At 71.5% G+C, this 15,350-nt stretch carries 12 protein-coding genes and 1 pseudogene; 4 read left to right on the top strand and 9 right to left on the bottom strand.

The features are described from left to right. Nucleotides 1-17: 17 nt before the first annotated feature. From ABS361_06195 to ABS361_06160, 8 genes are all read right to left on the bottom strand, one after another. Nucleotides 18-1,115 (bottom strand): DUF917 family protein, encoded by a 1,098-nt coding sequence (locus ABS361_06195; protein XBY45844.1) that lies wholly within the window; start codon nt 1,113-1,115, stop codon nt 18-20. A gap of 64 nt (nt 1,116-1,179) precedes the next feature. Beyond that, on the bottom strand, nt 1,180-2,487 hold the full coding sequence (locus tag ABS361_06190; protein XBY45843.1) for a Zn-dependent hydrolase: 1,308 nt from the start codon (nt 2,485-2,487) through the stop codon (nt 1,180-1,182). Continuing rightward, on the bottom strand, nt 2,484-3,866 hold the full coding sequence (locus ABS361_06185) for an amidohydrolase family protein (GenBank protein ID XBY45842.1): 1,383 nt from the start codon (nt 3,864-3,866) through the stop codon (nt 2,484-2,486). The genes ABS361_06190 and ABS361_06185 overlap by 4 nt, the downstream gene beginning before the upstream one ends. Further along, entirely contained in the window at nt 3,866-4,639 is a 774-nt protein-coding gene (locus ABS361_06180) for an ABC transporter permease (protein XBY45841.1), read from the bottom strand. The genes ABS361_06185 and ABS361_06180 overlap by 1 nt, the downstream gene beginning before the upstream one ends. Next, entirely contained in the window at nt 4,636-5,574 is a 939-nt protein-coding gene (locus ABS361_06175) for an ABC transporter ATP-binding protein (GenBank protein XBY45840.1), read from the bottom strand. Before ABS361_06175 ends, ABS361_06180 begins: the two co-directional genes overlap by 4 nt. Next, complete coding sequence (locus ABS361_06170; GenBank protein XBY45839.1) at nt 5,571-6,752, bottom strand: ABC transporter permease; 1,182 nt, start codon at nt 6,750-6,752, stop codon at nt 5,571-5,573. The genes ABS361_06175 and ABS361_06170 overlap by 4 nt, the downstream gene beginning before the upstream one ends. Before the next feature lie 130 nt (nt 6,753-6,882). Next, the gene (locus ABS361_06165; GenBank protein XBY45838.1) at nt 6,883-7,791 is read right to left on the bottom strand and encodes an ABC transporter substrate-binding protein; all 909 of its coding nucleotides are present in this window, start codon (nt 7,789-7,791) and stop codon (nt 6,883-6,885) included. A 96-nt stretch (nt 7,792-7,887) separates the two neighbouring features. Beyond that, on the bottom strand, nt 7,888-9,429 hold the full coding sequence (locus ABS361_06160) for an aromatic amino acid lyase (protein XBY45837.1): 1,542 nt from the start codon (nt 9,427-9,429) through the stop codon (nt 7,888-7,890). Nucleotides 9,430-9,575: 146 nt separating this feature from the next. Here ABS361_06160 and ABS361_06155 point away from each other — a divergent pair, with 146 nt between their 5' ends. The 4 genes and pseudogenes from ABS361_06155 to ABS361_06140 all read left to right on the top strand — a co-directional run bounded on the left by ABS361_06155 (nt 9,576) and on the right by ABS361_06140 (nt 14,376). Beyond that, nucleotides 9,576-9,893, top strand: a complete 318-nt coding sequence (locus tag ABS361_06155; protein XBY45836.1) for a LysR family transcriptional regulator — start codon at nt 9,576-9,578, stop codon at nt 9,891-9,893. An 11-nt stretch (nt 9,894-9,904) separates the two neighbouring features. Continuing rightward, nucleotides 9,905-10,861, top strand: a complete 957-nt coding sequence (locus ABS361_06150) for a LysR family transcriptional regulator (GenBank protein XBY45835.1) — start codon at nt 9,905-9,907, stop codon at nt 10,859-10,861. Nucleotides 10,862-11,056: 195 nt separating this feature from the next. Next, nucleotides 11,057-13,116: pseudogene (locus ABS361_06145) on the top strand (3-hydroxyacyl-CoA dehydrogenase NAD-binding domain-containing protein). Nucleotides 13,117-13,188: 72 nt separating this feature from the next. After that, the gene (locus ABS361_06140) at nt 13,189-14,376 is read left to right on the top strand and encodes an acetyl-CoA C-acyltransferase (protein ID XBY45834.1); all 1,188 of its coding nucleotides are present in this window, start codon (nt 13,189-13,191) and stop codon (nt 14,374-14,376) included. Between the two features lie 28 nt (nt 14,377-14,404). Here the strand turns inward: ABS361_06140 and ABS361_06135 are convergent, their stop codons facing one another. Continuing rightward, nucleotides 14,405-15,283 (bottom strand): ABC transporter permease, encoded by an 879-nt coding sequence (locus tag ABS361_06135; GenBank protein ID XBY45833.1) that lies wholly within the window; start codon nt 15,281-15,283, stop codon nt 14,405-14,407. Nucleotides 15,284-15,350 lie beyond the last annotated feature (67 nt).

Raw genomic sequence — 15,350 nt, 5'->3', positions numbered from 1 at the left:
TCTCCCGTTCGAGGACGTCAGGCGGCGGTGCCGAGCGCGTACCGGGCGATCTCGATGCCCAGCGCCTTCTCGACCGGCGGATAGACGGCCGGATCGAGCACGCCGGCACCGAGCGGGATGATCGTCTTCGGCACGTGCAGCACGAGGATGCGCATGCCCTCGCGCAGCTGCCCGGCCGACAGCGGCTCGCCGCTCGGGTCGAGCGTGGTCAGCACGTCCGGGAAGGTCGCGAGCCGGCGTCCGTCGGCGTCATCGACGGCCATGTACTCGTTCATGAGATGCAGTGTGATCGCCTTCGGCCCGGTGCCGACCGTGATCGTGCCGATGTCGTAGGCTTCCTTGGTGTACACGACGTTCTTGGCCGAGATCACGCCGTCGGCGAGGATCGTGCCGCCGGTGGTCGCGCAGATCGTGTCGACGATCGCCGTGCCACCCTTCGGCTCGGCCTTGAGGATCGCCTCGCCGAGGGTCAGCGCCAGCGAAATGCCCCCGAGCGCGGCGTTGGCCTTGACGTAGGCCGCGGTCACCGGCGAACGACAGCTCGCGATGAAGCCGCCCGATTGATCGGACGCCGTGCGCAGGATCGGCGAGACCTTGGCGGTCGCGCCGCGCACGACGAGTTCGATGTAGCGGTTTTCGGCGCGGTTGCCGCCGACGGCGGTCTGGATCGTCTCGTCGGGCAGTGCGGCGAGGCCGATCGAGCCCATGTCGCCGGTCGGATGCGCGCGAACGTCGCCGACCGCGTCGACGACCTTGGCGCCGAGCGCGACCGCCGGCAGCCAGCCGTTGAGCGTCGAGGAGCGGCCGTTCTGGCCGACCATGAAGCCCGCGATCGGCTTGCCCAGCGCCTCGGCGAGCAGGCGGGCGGCCTTCACATAGTCGATGCCCTGCATCTCCCAGGCGGTGGTGCCGGCCGGTGCGCCGATCGCGGCGGCGGTCGCGACGATCGCCTCCGGATCGAGCTCGTCGACCGAGACGAGTTCCGGCCGGCCCATGCGCACCGCCGCGCCGCCGAGCATGCGGCCGTGATCGGCCCAGCCGCCGCCGCCCGCCGCATAGACCGAACCGCCGCGCACCGCGGCCTCGACGTCCTTTTCGGTCAGAATCCGGCCCATCCGTGAGGTCTCCTTCGTGAATGTGGCGTCCCGGCCGTGACGGACCCGGGACGAGAACTCGTGATCAGGTCTGTGCACCCTCGGCGGCTGCGTCCTTGCCGGTCGCGGCGCGATCGAGGCGCAGCACGGTTTCGAGCAGCACTTCGGTGCCGAGCGCGAGCGCGTCGGTCTCGGCCCATTCGTCCGGCGCGTGGCTGCGCCCGTCGCGACACGGCACGAACACCATCGCGGCCGGCGCCACACGGGCGAAGAACGCCATGTCGTGGCCGGCCCCCGACGCCATGCGCCGGTGCGAGATGCCGAGGCCGTCCGCCGCCGCCTCGATTTCGGCGAGGAGACGCGGATCGGACGGCGTCGGCGGGTTATCGGAGACGACGCGCAGCCGCGGCGGCGCGGGCAGCCCGCGCACGCCCTCGCCGGCTAAGGCGCTGATGTCGTGGAGAAAGCCGTCCATCGCCGGCCGCCGCTCGGCACGCGCGTCGATCAGCAGCCGCGCGTGGGACGGCACGACGTTGGCCGCGTTGGGTTCGATCCGGAATTCGCCGACGGTGGCCGCGAAATGGCCCTCGCCCCGCGCCGCGCGCTCGGTCGCGAGCCGCTCGACCGCGCCGACGATGACGCTGGCGGCGACCAGCGCGTCGGCGCGGCGCCCCATCGGCGTGGTGCCGGCATGGTCGGCGCGGCCGTCGACCTCGATCTCGATCCGTGTGATGCCCGAGATCGCGGTCACGACGCCGACGTCGATGCGCTCGGCTTCGAGCACCGGTCCCTGTTCGATGTGCAGCTCCAGAAACGCGCGGATATCCTCGCGCTTCGCCTCGGCGAGCCTATCAGGGGCGCCGCCGACCTCGGCGATTCCGGCGCGCAGCGTCTTGTCGGCGGCGATGCGGTCGAGCCAGTCGGCCGGGAGCACGCCGGCGATGGCGCGCGAGCCGATGCAGGAGACGCCGAAGATCGACACTTCCTCGGCGAGGCAATCGATCACTTCGAAGTCGTGGTCGAGGGCGATGCCGCGATCGGCGAGCGCGCGGGCGATCTCGAGGCCGGCGACCACGCCGGCGATGCCGTCGAACCGGCCGCCGTCCGGCACCGTGTCGGAATGCGAGCCGATCGCGATGACGCCCTTGGCCGGGTCGCGGCCGGCACGCCGGCCGATCAGGTTGCCGGCCGCGTCGATCCGGGTTTCCAGCCCCGCGCGCCGCATCGCCTCGGCGACCCAGGTGCGGCCCTCCAGAAAGCGCGGCGTGAAAGCCCGCCGCGTCCAGGGACGGTCGGGATCGGTGAGCCGCGCCAATGCGTCGATGTCGGCGGCGATGCGCGGGCCGCTGACCGAGAGATTGCGGGGCGATAGGTTGCGGGGCTTCGCGCTCATGCCGAGCGCTCCGCGATCGGCCGGGTGACAGGCGGTCGCACGAAGGCGCCGGAGCCGGGCTCGGCGAGGACGCGCGTCCCGTCGAACACCTGCCGGCCGCCCACCCATGTGCCCGCCGTGCGCCAGGGCAGCCGGATACCGTTGTATGGCGACCAGCCGACCACGTTGTGCCCGCTCGCCGCCGCGTCGTAGACGAGCGGCTCGGGCGTCAGCACGGTGATGTCGGCGTCGCGGCCGACGGTCAGCGCGCCCTTGACGTGGTCGATGCGGAAATGCCGCGCCGGGTTTTCCGCCATCAGCCGCGCCGCCCATGTCAGCGGCACGCCGCGTTCGAGCGCGCCCTTGACGAACAGGGGCACCATGACTTCCAGCCCCGGCACGCCGGAGGCGTTCTTCAGCATCTCCGGATCGGTCTTGCGGTCCTCCGACCACGACACATGGTCGGTCGAGACCAGCGTCACGTTGCCCGCCGCGACATGGCGCCAGAGCGTCTCGACCTCGGCGCGCGGCCGGATCGGCGGGTTGATCTTGGCCTTGCCGCCGAGCCGGGCGACGTCGTGCTCCTCGTCGAGCGTCAGATAGTGGATGCAGGCCTCCACCGTCGCGGCGTGGCCCTCGCCGCGATAGCGGGCGGCGAGTTCGTAGCCGCGCCCGACCGAGCAATGCACGACATGGGCGGGACAGCCGGTGGCGGCACCGGTCTCGTAGATCTCGGCCATGGCGAGCACTTCGGTGATCGGCGGCCGCGAGGCGCCGTGGGCGCGCCAGTCGGTGATCCCGGCCGCGCGGACCTCGGCGAGGTAGGCGTCGACCATCTCGTGGATCTCGTTGTGGACGCCGGCGGTCAGGCCCGTCGGCGCGATCGCGGCGAACACGGCGTTGAGCAGATGCGGCGGGATGCGCGGGAAGCGCTTCGGATCGGTGCCGAAGGTCGAGAACTTGAACGCCGCGACGCCGGCCTCGACCTGTTCGAGGATCCGCGCCGATCCTTCCTCGGGGTCGATCGTGCCATAGAGCGCGAAATCGACCCGCGCCTGGCCGCTCGCATGGACGACCTTGCGCTCGACCGCGGCGGCCGAGCAGACGAGGTTACCCTCGTCATAGGGCATGTCGACGATGGTCGTGACGCCGCCGGCCGCCGCCGAGCGCGTCGACCAGACGAAGTCCTCCTGGTTCTTCTGCGACAGCGAATGGACCTGCGCGTCGATCGCGCCGGGCAGGATCAGCGCGCGGCCGAGCAGATGCCTTTCGCGCGCGGCCGGCGGCTCGCCCTGCCCGACCAGCGCGACCTTGCCCCCCTGCACCGCGACGAACCCCTGCGGCACCACCCGATCCGGCAGCACGACGGTGCCGGCGAGCACGAGATCGAAATCGGACATCAGGCGTTCTCCCGCTCGATGCGACCCGCGCGGCGGGCCAGGACGCGTTCCAGGGCGGAGAGCGCGTCGTAGAGGGTGACGGCGAGCACGGCGACGACGAGGCCGCCCTGCACGATGTAGGCGAGGTTGTTCGAGAGGAGCCCGGCGACGATGACCTCGCCGAGGCCCTTGGCGGCGACCGTCGAGCCGATGGTCGCGGTGGCGAGCGCGATCACGACCGACAGCCTGACACCTTCGAGGATCACCGGCAGCGCGAGCGGCAGCTCGACCTTCACGAGCCGCTGCGCATCGGTCATGCCCATGCCGCGCGCCGCCTCGACCACGGCCGGCGGCAGGCGCGTCAGCCCGGTCAGCGCGTTCTCGAAGATCGGCAAGAGGCCATAGAGAAACAGCGCGATCAGCGTCGGCTTCTCGCCGAAGCCGACGATCGGCACCGCGAGCGCCAGCACCGCGACCGGCGGGAACGTCTGGCCGACGTTCACGATCGAGCGCGAGAGCGGCAGAAACTCCGCCCCGATCGGCCGCGTCACCAGGATCGCCAGCCCGACGCCGACGACCGTGGCGGCGACGATCGCGATCGTCACCGTGGTCAGGTGCGAGACGGTCAGGTCGAAGAGGCTCGCGCGATCGTAGATCACCGGCTGCCCCGTCTCGGCGAGCGGGGCGAGCAACGGCCGGAACAGCTCCGGCGCGACGAGGAAGGTCACGAGCGCGGCGACCACAGCCGCGCGGACGATCGTCGGCAGCCAGGCAGAGACGTCGGCGCGGGTCATGCCGGCCTCCCGGCGCGCGCGATCAGCGCCTCCAGCGTCACCCGGCCGAGCCCGTTGCCGGCCGCATCGACGACCGGCGCCGCCGGCCGGCGCGACCACAGGAGTTCGGCGAAGACGTCGCGCAGGTCCGCGCTCGCCGCCACGGCCGTGCCTTCCGCCGCGCCGGGCTCGACCATCTCGGCCGCGGTCGCGAGCGACAGGAGCCGGAACGGCCGGTCGCCGGTGCCGATCAGTTCGCCGACGAAGGCCGTGGCAGGATGGATCAGGATCTCGGCCGGCGGCGCGCATTGCAGGAGCCTGCCGCCGTCCATCACCGCGATCCGGTCGCCCAGCCGGATGGCCTCCTCCATGTCGTGGGTGACGAGCAGGATCGTGGTGCCGAGCTTGCGCTGGATATCCTTGAGATCGTCCTGCGCCTTGGCGCGGATGACCGGATCGAGCGCGCCGAACGGCTCGTCCATCAGCATCAGTTTCGGTTCGGCCGCCAGCGCGCGGGCGACGCCGACGCGCTGCTGTTGGCCGCCCGAGAGCTCGTGCGGATAACGCCGACCGAACTGGGCCGGATCGAGCTGAAACAGCGTGAGGAGCTCCTCGACGCGGGCGGCGATGCGGGCCCTGTCCCAGCCGAGCAGCGCCGGCACGGTGGCGATGTTCTGCGCGACGGTCCGATGCGGGAACAGACCGTGGTTCTGGATCGCGTAGCCGATGCGGCGGCGCAGTTCGTGGACGGCGAGCGTCGCGGTGTCCTCGCCGTCGATCAGCACGCGGCCCGCCGTCGGCTCGACCAGCCGGTTGACCATGCGCATCAGCGTCGACTTGCCGGAGCCCGAGGTGCCGACGATCACCGTGATCGTGCCGGCCTCGATGGTGAGGCTGACGTCGTCGACCGCGGTGAACGGGCCGTAGGTCCGGGTCAGATGCTCGATCTCGATCATGGCCGCGCTCCGGTGACGAGGTCGACGGCCGCGTCGAGCACGACGGCGGCGGCGAAGGCGAGAAGGACGGTCGGCACGGCGCCGAGCAGGATCAGGTCCGGCGCGGTCTGGCCGATGCCGAGGAAGACGAACACGCCGAAGCCGCCGCCGCCGATCAGCGCGGCGATCGTGGCGAGGCCGATGTTCTGCACGAGCACGATGCGCACGCCGGTCAGGATCACCGGCAGCGCCAAGGGCAGCTCGACCGAGACGAGCCGCTGGCGGTCGGTCATGCCCATGCCGCGCGCCGCCTCGACCGCGTCGCGCGGCACCTGGGTGAGCCCGACGACCGTGTTGGCGACCATCGGCAGCAGCGAATAGAGGAACAGCGCGATGAAGGCCGGCGCCATGCCGATGCCCCGGATGCCGAGCGCCGCCGCGCCCGGCACATGCGCGGCCAGCCAGCCGAGCGGGCCGATCAGGATGCCGAACAACGCGATCGAGGGTATCGTCTGCACGGCATTGAGCGTGTTCAGCACCGGGGCGCGCAGGCTCGCCTTGCGCTCGATCACGATGCCGAGCGGCAGGCCGACCACGACCGCCGCCGCAAGCGACCCGAGCGCCAGCATCATGTGCGCGCCCGCCTCGCGCCAGAACACATCCGAGCGTGTGGCGTATTCCTTGAGGATCGACAGGCCGTTCCAAATCCCCGACCAGAGCACCAGCGCGAAGACGGCGGCGCCGATCGTGAGCGCCAGGATCCGGGCGAGCGGCCCGAGCCTGAGCCGCACGACGCTGTCGGCGAATAGGATCGTCGTCGCGAAGGTCAGCACCCAGAAGCCGGAGGCCGGCGCGACGCGGGCATAGCGGTTGCCGGGTGGCGTCAGGTGATCCGCCGCCGCGCCGACAAGGAAGGCCAGCGCCAGCGCCATGACGATCGCCGCGACGAGCCGCAGCCGTTCCGGCGTCCGGAACAGCGCGATTAGCGCCGCGCCGAGCACCACCGCGACCAAGGCGGCCGCGAGCGGCAGCGGCAACGCCTCATGGAAGGCCCTCGCCTCGCCGGCGACGATCCGGTTGGCGCGGAACACCACGAAAGGCGATCCCGCGCCGATCGCAATCAGCGCCGCGACCACCACGCCGAGCTTGTCGACGCCGAGGCTCGCGAGACGTGCGGTCCGGACGGCAGAGGCTGTCATGGCATGCTCCCGGCACGGACCGGCGCGACAAGCGCTTGTCCGGCATGGCGGCTGCAAAAAGTCGGAGCGAAAGATCGATCGGCGGCGATCCGGCGGCACGTCAGCCCCGCCGGATCGCGGGTTCAGACGCTCACTTCAGAAAGCCCTTGGACTTCAGATAGTCTTCGGCGACCGCCTTGGCCGGCTCGCCGCCGACCTGCACGCGGCCGTTGAGATCCTGCAGCGTCTCGAGCGTCAGGCTCTCGAAGATCGGCTTCAGCACCTCGGCGATCTTCGGATTGGCCTTCAGCACCGCCTCGCGCACGATCGGCGCCGGGCGATAGACCGGCTGCACGCCCTTGTCGTCGTCGAGCACGACGAGACCCGAGGGCTGGATCGCGCCGTCGGTGCCGTAGACCATCGCGGCATTGGCGCCGTTGGTCTGCTCGGCCGCGGCCTTGATGGTGGCTGCGGTGTCGCCGCCCGAGAGCACGATCAGCTGATCAGGCGTGAGCTTGAAGCCGTAGGTCGCCTGGAAGGCTGGCAGCGCGGCGGCGGAGTTCACGAACTCGGCGGACGCCGCGAGCTTCGCTTTGCCGCCACCCGAGACCCACTTGCCGAAGTCCGACAGCGTCTTCAGCTTGGCCGAGCTCGCGACCTCCTTGCGCAGCGCGATCGCCCAGGTGTTGTTGGCCGGCGACGGCGTCAGCCAGACGATCTTGTTGGCGTCGTAGTCGAGCGTCTTGGCCGCCTCGTAGCCCTTGGCGCCGTCCTTCCAGACCGGGTCCTCGGCCTTCGAGAAGAAGAACGCCGCGTTGCCCGTGTACTCTGGATAGATGTCGATCTCGCCGGCGGCGATCGCCTTGCGGACGACCGGCGTGCCGCCGAGTTGGGTCCGATCCTCGACCTCGACGCCGTTGGCCTTGAGCGCGAGCAGGATGACGTTGCCGAGCACGCCGCCCTCGGTGTCGATCTTCGAGGAGACGACCACTTTCGCGGAAGCGGCCGTGGCGAGCGTGCCGGCCAGGAGCGCGGCGGCGATGAAAACCGGTAGACGCATGGCGAATTCCCCTTGCTGTCGGGCCGCCTTGCCGCGGCCGGTTCGAAGGACTGCGATGCTACGGCGCGCGATCACGCGCCGAGAGAACCGGCTTTCTCAAAAGCCGAGGTCGAGCGAAAAGAACGCATCGAATTCCGCGAGCGGCGCGGCTTCGAGCAGGCGCCGCATCACCGGCGGCGACGACAACGCCTGTTCGATCGCTTCGACCTCGGCCGAGAGCGGCCGGTCCTCGCGATAGAACGCGGAATGACGCCGAACGATCTCATGCACGAGCGAAACAAGGCCGCCCGGCCTGTCCCCCATCAGATCGAGCGCCTGCGCGGCGAGCAGGCTTTCGAGCGCGGCCAAGCGGCGGACCGCCTCGACCTGCCGCTCGAACCGCTCGACGACCAGGGGCAGGAACGCCGCCTCGTCCTCGATTCCGTCGGCGACCACCAGCGACTGCGCCGAGATCGGCTGGGCGAGCGACAGCGTGCGCGCGAAGAGTTCGCCGGCGAGCTTCATGATCGGGCCGAAACCCGTCGCCGGAACGTCCGGCGCCACGAGATTGATCGGCAGGTCGCGGCGGCGGCCGTTGCCGATCAGGACACAGCGATTGAAGCTGTTGCGGGCGAGATGCGCGAACGCGAGCCCCGCCGCCTGCAGCGCGATCGTGATGTCGAGCGGCAGCGAGCCGCCGGAGGTCAGCACGCATTCGCCGTCGACGACCGGATTGTCGTCGACGAGCGCGGTCATCGCGAGCCCGGTCTCGGCCGCGCGGGTCAGCGCATCGACGCCGGCCGCGAACACCTGCGCCATCATCCGGAGCGACAGCGGATCGTGCACGACCCGGTCGACCGCGACATTCGCTTCGGTCGCCTGATGCACGAGCCAGCGCGCGACCACCTGCTGAACCGGCGTGCCGACCACCTCGGCCGCGAGCCAGGGCGCCCGCGAGGCGCCCATCGCGGTCGCGTTGGCCATGGCGCTCGCCATCAGCGTGCGCAAGGCGCCGGCGCCGCGCCGGAGTGCATGCCCGGCGGCCGCGAAGCCGACCGCGTTGCTCGACACCGCCGCGAGCCCGTCCTTGGGCCTGAGGCGGATCGGCGCCAGCCCAGCAGCCGCGAGCGCCTCGGCCGCCGGAAGCCGGCGACCGCCGTGCATCGCTTCGCCAACACCGATCAGCACCGCGCCGATCTGGCCCATGAGCCCGATGTCCGCGCAACCGATCGAGCCGGTCCGGTGCACGATCGGCACGACCGAACGATTGAGAAGATCGAGATAGCCGCGGACCAGCGTCTCCGTGCAGCCGGTGCGGCCGGCGAGCGCGCTGTTGATGCGGATCGCGATCGCCTTGCGCACGACTTCCGGCGCGAAGGGCTCGCCGGTGCCGAAGTGATGGGCGCGCACGAGACCGGCGTTGAAGGCATCGAGCTCGTCGGCGGTGAAGGTCACGTCGCGCATCGCGCCGACGCCGGTGTTGGCGCCGTAGACCGGCACGCCGGCCGCGATCGCCGCATCGAGCGCCGCCCGGCCCCGCCGCACGCGCTCCAGCGCCTCCGGCGCCGCAACCACCTCGACGTCGCCGCGGCCGATGCGCGCGAGCGTCCGGTAGTCGAGCGGCTGGCCTTCGAGAATGACGGTCGTGCGCGGCTTCATCGGAGGTCCGACTGGCGGTTGAGTGGGAGGTCGATCCGGGGAAGACCTTAGCGGAGCCGTCGCGTTGGCAGGATATCCCATATTCTGTACACCTTATGCATCCGCAACGCGCCTGCTCATCCATTGAGCAAGGAGATCCCGCCCGCATGGACACCGCTGCCCTCGTTACCTGCGATATCGTGCTCGCCGAGCGATCGTTCCGCGGCGCCGCGCGGAAACTCGGCCGACCCGTGGCGACGGTCGCGAGCGCGGTGCGCCGGATCGAGGCGGATCTCTCGGTCGACCTCGTCCAGGGCGAGGGCAACAGTCTGTCGATCACGCTCGAAGCCCGCCGGCTGGCCGACACCTTCGCGCGCCTTCGCGACGGGGTTCTGACCATGTTCGGCACCGAGGACGGCGCCACCCCGCGCCCGACGCCCCTCTGCGCCGGGCGGCGGCGACCGCCGTGCCGCTCGCCGCGCTGAGGCACCTCTGCGTGACAATCGAGGCCGGCAGCATCCGGGGTGCGGCGCTGCGGATCGGCATGGGCCAGCCGCAGCTCGCCCGGCAATTGAAGCGCCTCGAACAGCATTTCGGCCGCGACCTGGTCGAACGCCATCAGGACGGCTCGCGCGCCACGCCCGAAGGCCGGCGCATCGCCGATCTCGCGGCGGAGCTGCTGACCGAATGGCAGGGACTGATCGCCACCGCCGCGCGCGACTTCCGGCGCCGCGACCGCACGATCCGCTTCGGCTCGATCGTGCCCCTCGGCCACGAGAGCCAGATCGCCCGCATGCTCGCCAATCTACTCGCCCATTGGGAGAACGGCGCCGCCGGATCGGTCGGGTCGTCGAAAGCGGGATCGGCGACGCCGGCGGCCACGCCCCGTCCGGGCCGGCCGGCCGAGGTGCAGCGGCCGCTGTTCCTGAGTTCGGGAACGGCCGAGGAGCTGGTCGCGGACCTGAAGGCGCGCCGGCTCGACTTCTCGCTGGTCGACGCCTCCGCCGAGGCGATGGGCCTCGCCGGCATCCCGATCGGCGCCTCGCCGCTCTGCCTCGTCGGCCCGCGCGGCTTCGCCCGCGGCCGCGAGCCGCTCGACATCCTGCTCGACGAGCGCGTCGCGGTGCCGAGCGCCCGCAGCGGCTTGCGCTCGCTGGTCCGGTCGATGCTGGAGGGTCTCCGGCCGGGCCATGGCGGTCCGATGCCGGACGGCACGCGGTTCGACCGGACGCCGGCCAATTTCAGCGAGGTCGACTCGCTGCCGGTGATCATCAATCTGATCCGCGACCATGGCTTCGTGTCGGTGCTGCCGCAGCCCTCGGTCAACGGCATCGGCGGCGACATCGAATGGCTGGCGCTCGACGTCTGGCTGCCGCTGTGGCTGGTCTGGCTGCCGTCCCGCGACCTCGCCCCGACGGCGGAGCGCATCGCCGCGATCCTGCGGGCGCAGTGACGGGCCGGACCGGATCCTCCTCGGCGGTCGCGACCGGCCGCATCGCGGCTCGCGACGGCCGAGATCCTCCGACCATCGGATGAAGTTCGGCCCGAAATGGCCCGCCCCTCGTTGACAAGCCCGCCCGGCACGGACCACCTCGGAGCCGGATCGCGGCCGGACGGGCCGTGCGGGCGAGCGAGCGGGAGCGGAGCCATGACCTCGGTGCGAACGGAGCAGCGCGACACGGTCGCGATCGTCACCATCGCCAATCCGCCGGTCAACGCGCTCGGCGCCGCCGTGCGCGCCGGCCTCGCCGAGGCGATCGCGACCGCAATGGCCGATCCGGGCGTCTCGGCAATTGTGATCGCCGCCGAAGGCAAGGTCTTCGTCGCCGGCGCCGACATCACCGAGTTCGGCAAGCCGCCGCTGCCGCCCGCCCTGCCCGACCTGCTCGATACGATCGAAGCGAGCCCGAAGCCGATCGTTGCCGCGATCGGCGGTGCGGCGCTCGGCGGCGGCCTTGAACTGACGCTCGCCGCCCACGCCCGCGTCGTCGGCTCCGCCGCGAGCCTCGGCCTGCCGGAGGTTAAGCTCGGGCTGATCCCGGGCGCCGGCGGCACGCAGCGCCTGCCGCGCCTGATCGATCCGGCCCGCGCCTTCGCGATGATGCGTGACGGCACACCCATCGACGCGGCCGAGGCGGTCGCGCTCGGCCTCGCCGAGGGCACCGACGGCGCCGATCTGATCGCGGCTGCCGTGACCAAGGCGAAGGCGCTGGCCGCGGCCGCCCCCCGCCGCGCACGCGCGACCGCACGGACCGGCTGACGGCCGACGCCCGCGCTGCCGTCAAGGCGGCCGCCTCCGAAGCGCTGCGCCGCGACCCGGACATGCCGAACCTCGCGGCACTCGCCGATACCCTGCGCGCCGCCTTCGACCTGCCCTTCGACGAGGGTCAGGCGCTCGAACGCACCCGTTTCCGCACCCTCCTCGACGATCCGCGCTCCAAGGCGTTGCGCTATGCCTTCTTCGCCGAACGCGAGGCCGCGCGCGTGCCCGGCTTGGCCAAGGACACGCCCCGGCGCGCGATAGCCCGCGTCGCAGTGATCGGCGCCGGCACCATGGGCGGCGGCATCGCCATGTGCTTCGCCAACGCCGATATCCCCGTGACCGTGATCGAACAGGAGGAAGCGGCGCTGACCCGCGGCCTCGATCGCATCCGCGGCCTCTACGACGGCTCGGTCAAGCGCGGCTCGCTGACCGCCGAAGCCCGCGACCGGCGCGTCGCCCTGATCGAGGGCGCGATCGGCCTCGACCGCGCCGCCGCCGCCGATCTGGTCATCGAGGCGGCCTTCGAGGACATGGGCGTCAAGCGCGAGATCTTCGGCACGCTCGACCGGGTCGCGCCGGATGCGATCCTCGCCACCAACACGTCCTATCTGGACATCGACGAGATCGCCCGCGCCACGACCCGGCCCGAGCGCGTGCTCGGCCTGCATTTCTTCAGCCCGGCCAATGTCATGCGCCTGATCGAGGTCGTGCGCGCCGAGAAGACCGCACCGGAGGTGCTGGCGACCGCACTCGACCTCGCCCGCAAGATCGGCAAGCTCGCGGTGACCGTCGGCGTCTGCCATGGCTTCGTCGGCAATCGCATGCTCGCCCGCCGCGGCCGCGCCGCCGAACGCCTGCTGCTCGACGGCGCCTTGCCGCACGAGGTCGATGCCGCCGTGACCGGCTTCGGCTTTCGCATGGGCCCCTTTGCCATGCTCGATCTCGCCGGCCTCGATATCGGCTGGCGTGTGCGCAAGGCGACCGGCGGCAGCGCGCCGATCGCCGATGCCTTGTGCGAACAGGGCCGTTTCGGCCAAAAGACCGGTCGCGGCTTCTATCTCTACCCCGAAGGTGCGCGCGCCGGCGTCCGTGATCCAGAGGTCGAGGCGTTGATCGCCGAGACTGCCGCCGCGGCCGGCATCGCCCGCCGCGCCTTCTCGGCCGAGGAGATCATCGCGCGGCTGTTCTACCCGATGGTCAACGAGGGCGCGCGCATTCTCGAAGAGAAGATCGCGCTCCGAGCGAGCGACATCGATGTCGTCTGGCTCGCCGGCTACAACTGGCCGGCCTGGCGCGGCGGCCCGATGTACTGGGCCGACCGGATCGGCCTGCCCGTCATCGTCGAAGCGCTCGACCGGCTCGCCGCCGAGACCGGCGACGAAACGCTGCGCCCCGCGTCCCTCCTGGCGAAGCGCGCCGCCGAGGGTGGCGGCTTCACCGGCTGATCTCAAGCGCCCCCGGTCCTCCTACCGTCAGCCCCGCCCCGTCCCCGCCAATCCCGCCCGGAGAGCCCCCGAATGACCGACGCCGTGATCGTCTCCACCGCGCGCACGCCCGTGGGCAAGGCCCATCGCGGCGCGCTGAACCTGACCCGCGGCGCCGACATGGCCGCCCACGCGATCCGCCACGCGCTCGCCCGCGCCAAAGTCGAGGCCGAGGCTGTTGAAGAGGTCGTGCTCGGCTGCGGCTATCCGGAGGCGGCGACCGGCGGCAATGTCGCCCGCCACGCCGGCCTCGTCGCCGGCCTGCCGGTGACCGCGGCGGGCGTGACGGTCAGCCGCTTCTGCGCCTCGGGGCTCGAGGCGATCGCCGGTGCCGCCAAGCGGATCGTCATGGACAAGGTGCCGGTCGCGATCGCCGGCGGCGTGGAGTCGATCTCGCTGGTCCAGCCGACGGTCGACCGCGCGCTCTACAAGAACGACTGGCTGACCGCCCACAAGCCGACGATCTACACGAGCATGATCGAGACCGCCGACATCGTCGCCGAGCGCTACGGCGTGACGCGCGCGGCGCAGGACGCCTTCTCGCTCGAAAGCCAGCGCCGCACGGCGGCCGCGCAAGCGGCCGGCCGCTTCGACGACGAGATCGTGCCGATCACCACCACCCGCGCCGTCACCGACAAGGCGACCGGCGCCACCTCGACCGAGCAGACGACGCTCGCCGCCGACGAGGGCAACCGCCCCGATACGACGCTCGAGGCGCTCGCCAGGCTGAAGCCGGTGCGCGAGGGCGGCTTCGTCACCGCGGGCAATGCGAGCCAGCTCTCCGACGGCGCCTCGGCCTGCGTGCTGATGGCCTCCGACGAGGCCGCGCGGCGGGGTCTCGAACCGCTCGGCATCTTCCGCGGCTTCGCCACCGCCGGCTGCGAGCCCGACGAGATGGGCATCGGCCCGGTCTTCGCCGTGCCCCGGCTCCTGAAGCGGCAGGGGCTCACGATCGCCGACATCGGCCTCTGGGAACTGAACGAGGCCTTCGCCTCGCAGTCGATCTACTGCATCGAGACGCTGGGGATCGATCCGGCGATCGTCAACGTCAACGGCGGCGCCATCGCGATCGGCCACCCCTTCGGCATGAGCGGCGCGCGGCTCGTCGGCCACGCGCTTCTCGAAGGCCGCCGTCGCGGCGTGCGCTATGCGGTCGTGACCATGTGCATCGCCGGCGGCATGGGCGCCGCCGGGCTCATCGAGATCAACCCGGCCGGCTGAACCCGGCCGCTCGATCCGGCCGACCGGCTCACCGCAGCGTCGGATCGAGCCGGTCGCGCAAGTAATCGCCGACCACCGAGACCGACAGCGTCGTCAGCACGATCGTCGAGGCCGGCGCCAGCATGATCCAGGGGGCGCTGGTCAGGTACTCGCGGCCGTAGCCGACCATGTTGCCGAGGCTGGTCATCGGCGGCTGCACGCCGAGACCGAGGAACGACAGGCCGGATTCGAGCAGGATGATCTCCGGGAACACCAGCGTCATCGACACGATCAGCGTCGAGGCGATGTTCGGCAGGATGTGCGCGAAATAGAGCCGCGACGGCCGCGCGCCGAGCTGGCGGATCGCGGCGGCATAGCCCTGCGCCTGGGCGGCGATGGCGAGGCCGCGCGCGATGCGGGCATAGCGCTCCCAGCCGAAGAAGCCCATCAGCATGATCAGCAGTGGTAGCGACGAGCCGAAGAAGGCGAGCACCGCCAACGCCATGATCAGGAACGGCATGCTGGCCTGGAAGTCGGCGAGCATCAGCACCGCCTGCTCGACAAGGCCGCGAAAATGCGCGGCCAGAAAGCCGAGCGCGGTGCCGAGCACGGCCGAGATCACCGTCGCCCCGAAGGCGATCGCGAGCGAGATCCGGATCGAGAAGATCAGCCGCGAGAGCACGTCGCGGCCGAGTTCGTCGGTGCCGAGCCAGTGCGCCCAGGTGCCGGGCGCGGCGAGACGCGCGCGCAGGTCCATCTTGGTCATCGCATAGGGCGCGACGACATCGGCGAGCGCGGCGATCGCCAGCATGGCAAGGAGCCAGACGAGCGCGATCGTCACACCCGTCGGGATACGGCGGCTCCGGCGTGGGGCCGCGCCAGGCGCGGCGCCGGGTGCGGCCGGGGCGGAAGCGGCGATGTCGGCCATGGCCCTTGTCTCCGTCAGCGCTCGCCGATCGGGTCGGCGACACGCGCTGTGTTTCCTGTTTGCGCAA

The organism is Ancalomicrobiaceae bacterium S20 (genome assembly GCA_040269895.1).
Lineage (GTDB): Bacteria > Pseudomonadota > Alphaproteobacteria > Rhizobiales > Ancalomicrobiaceae > Methyloraptor > Methyloraptor flagellatus.
Note: the sequence above shows the minus strand (reverse complement) of the source record. Positions and strands in the feature narration are given on the sequence as shown.

Bases quoted from the DNA above. Each gene is read 5' to 3' on its own strand.
- ABS361_06175 (XBY45840.1), bottom strand. From the start codon at position 5,574: ATGATCGAGATCGAGCATCTGACCCGGACCTACGGCCCGTTCACCGCG.
- ABS361_06180 (XBY45841.1), bottom strand. From the start codon at position 4,639: ATGACCCGCGCCGACGTCTCTGCCTGGCTGCCGACGATCGTCCGCGCG.
- ABS361_06140 (XBY45834.1), top strand. From the start codon at position 13,189: ATGACCGACGCCGTGATCGTCTCCACCGCGCGCACGCCCGTGGGCAAG.
- ABS361_06160 (XBY45837.1), bottom strand. From the start codon at position 9,429: ATGAAGCCGCGCACGACCGTCATTCTCGAAGGCCAGCCGCTCGACTAC.
- ABS361_06155 (XBY45836.1), top strand. From the start codon at position 9,576: ATGGACACCGCTGCCCTCGTTACCTGCGATATCGTGCTCGCCGAGCGA.
- ABS361_06190 (XBY45843.1), bottom strand. From the start codon at position 2,487: ATGAGCGCGAAGCCCCGCAACCTATCGCCCCGCAATCTCTCGGTCAGC.
- ABS361_06185 (XBY45842.1), bottom strand. From the start codon at position 3,866: ATGTCCGATTTCGATCTCGTGCTCGCCGGCACCGTCGTGCTGCCGGAT.
- ABS361_06135 (XBY45833.1), bottom strand. From the start codon at position 15,283: ATGGCCGACATCGCCGCTTCCGCCCCGGCCGCACCCGGCGCCGCGCCT.
- ABS361_06195 (XBY45844.1), bottom strand. From the start codon at position 1,115: ATGGGCCGGATTCTGACCGAAAAGGACGTCGAGGCCGCGGTGCGCGGC.
- ABS361_06165 (XBY45838.1), bottom strand. From the start codon at position 7,791: ATGCGTCTACCGGTTTTCATCGCCGCCGCGCTCCTGGCCGGCACGCTC.
- ABS361_06170 (XBY45839.1), bottom strand. From the start codon at position 6,752: ATGACAGCCTCTGCCGTCCGGACCGCACGTCTCGCGAGCCTCGGCGTC.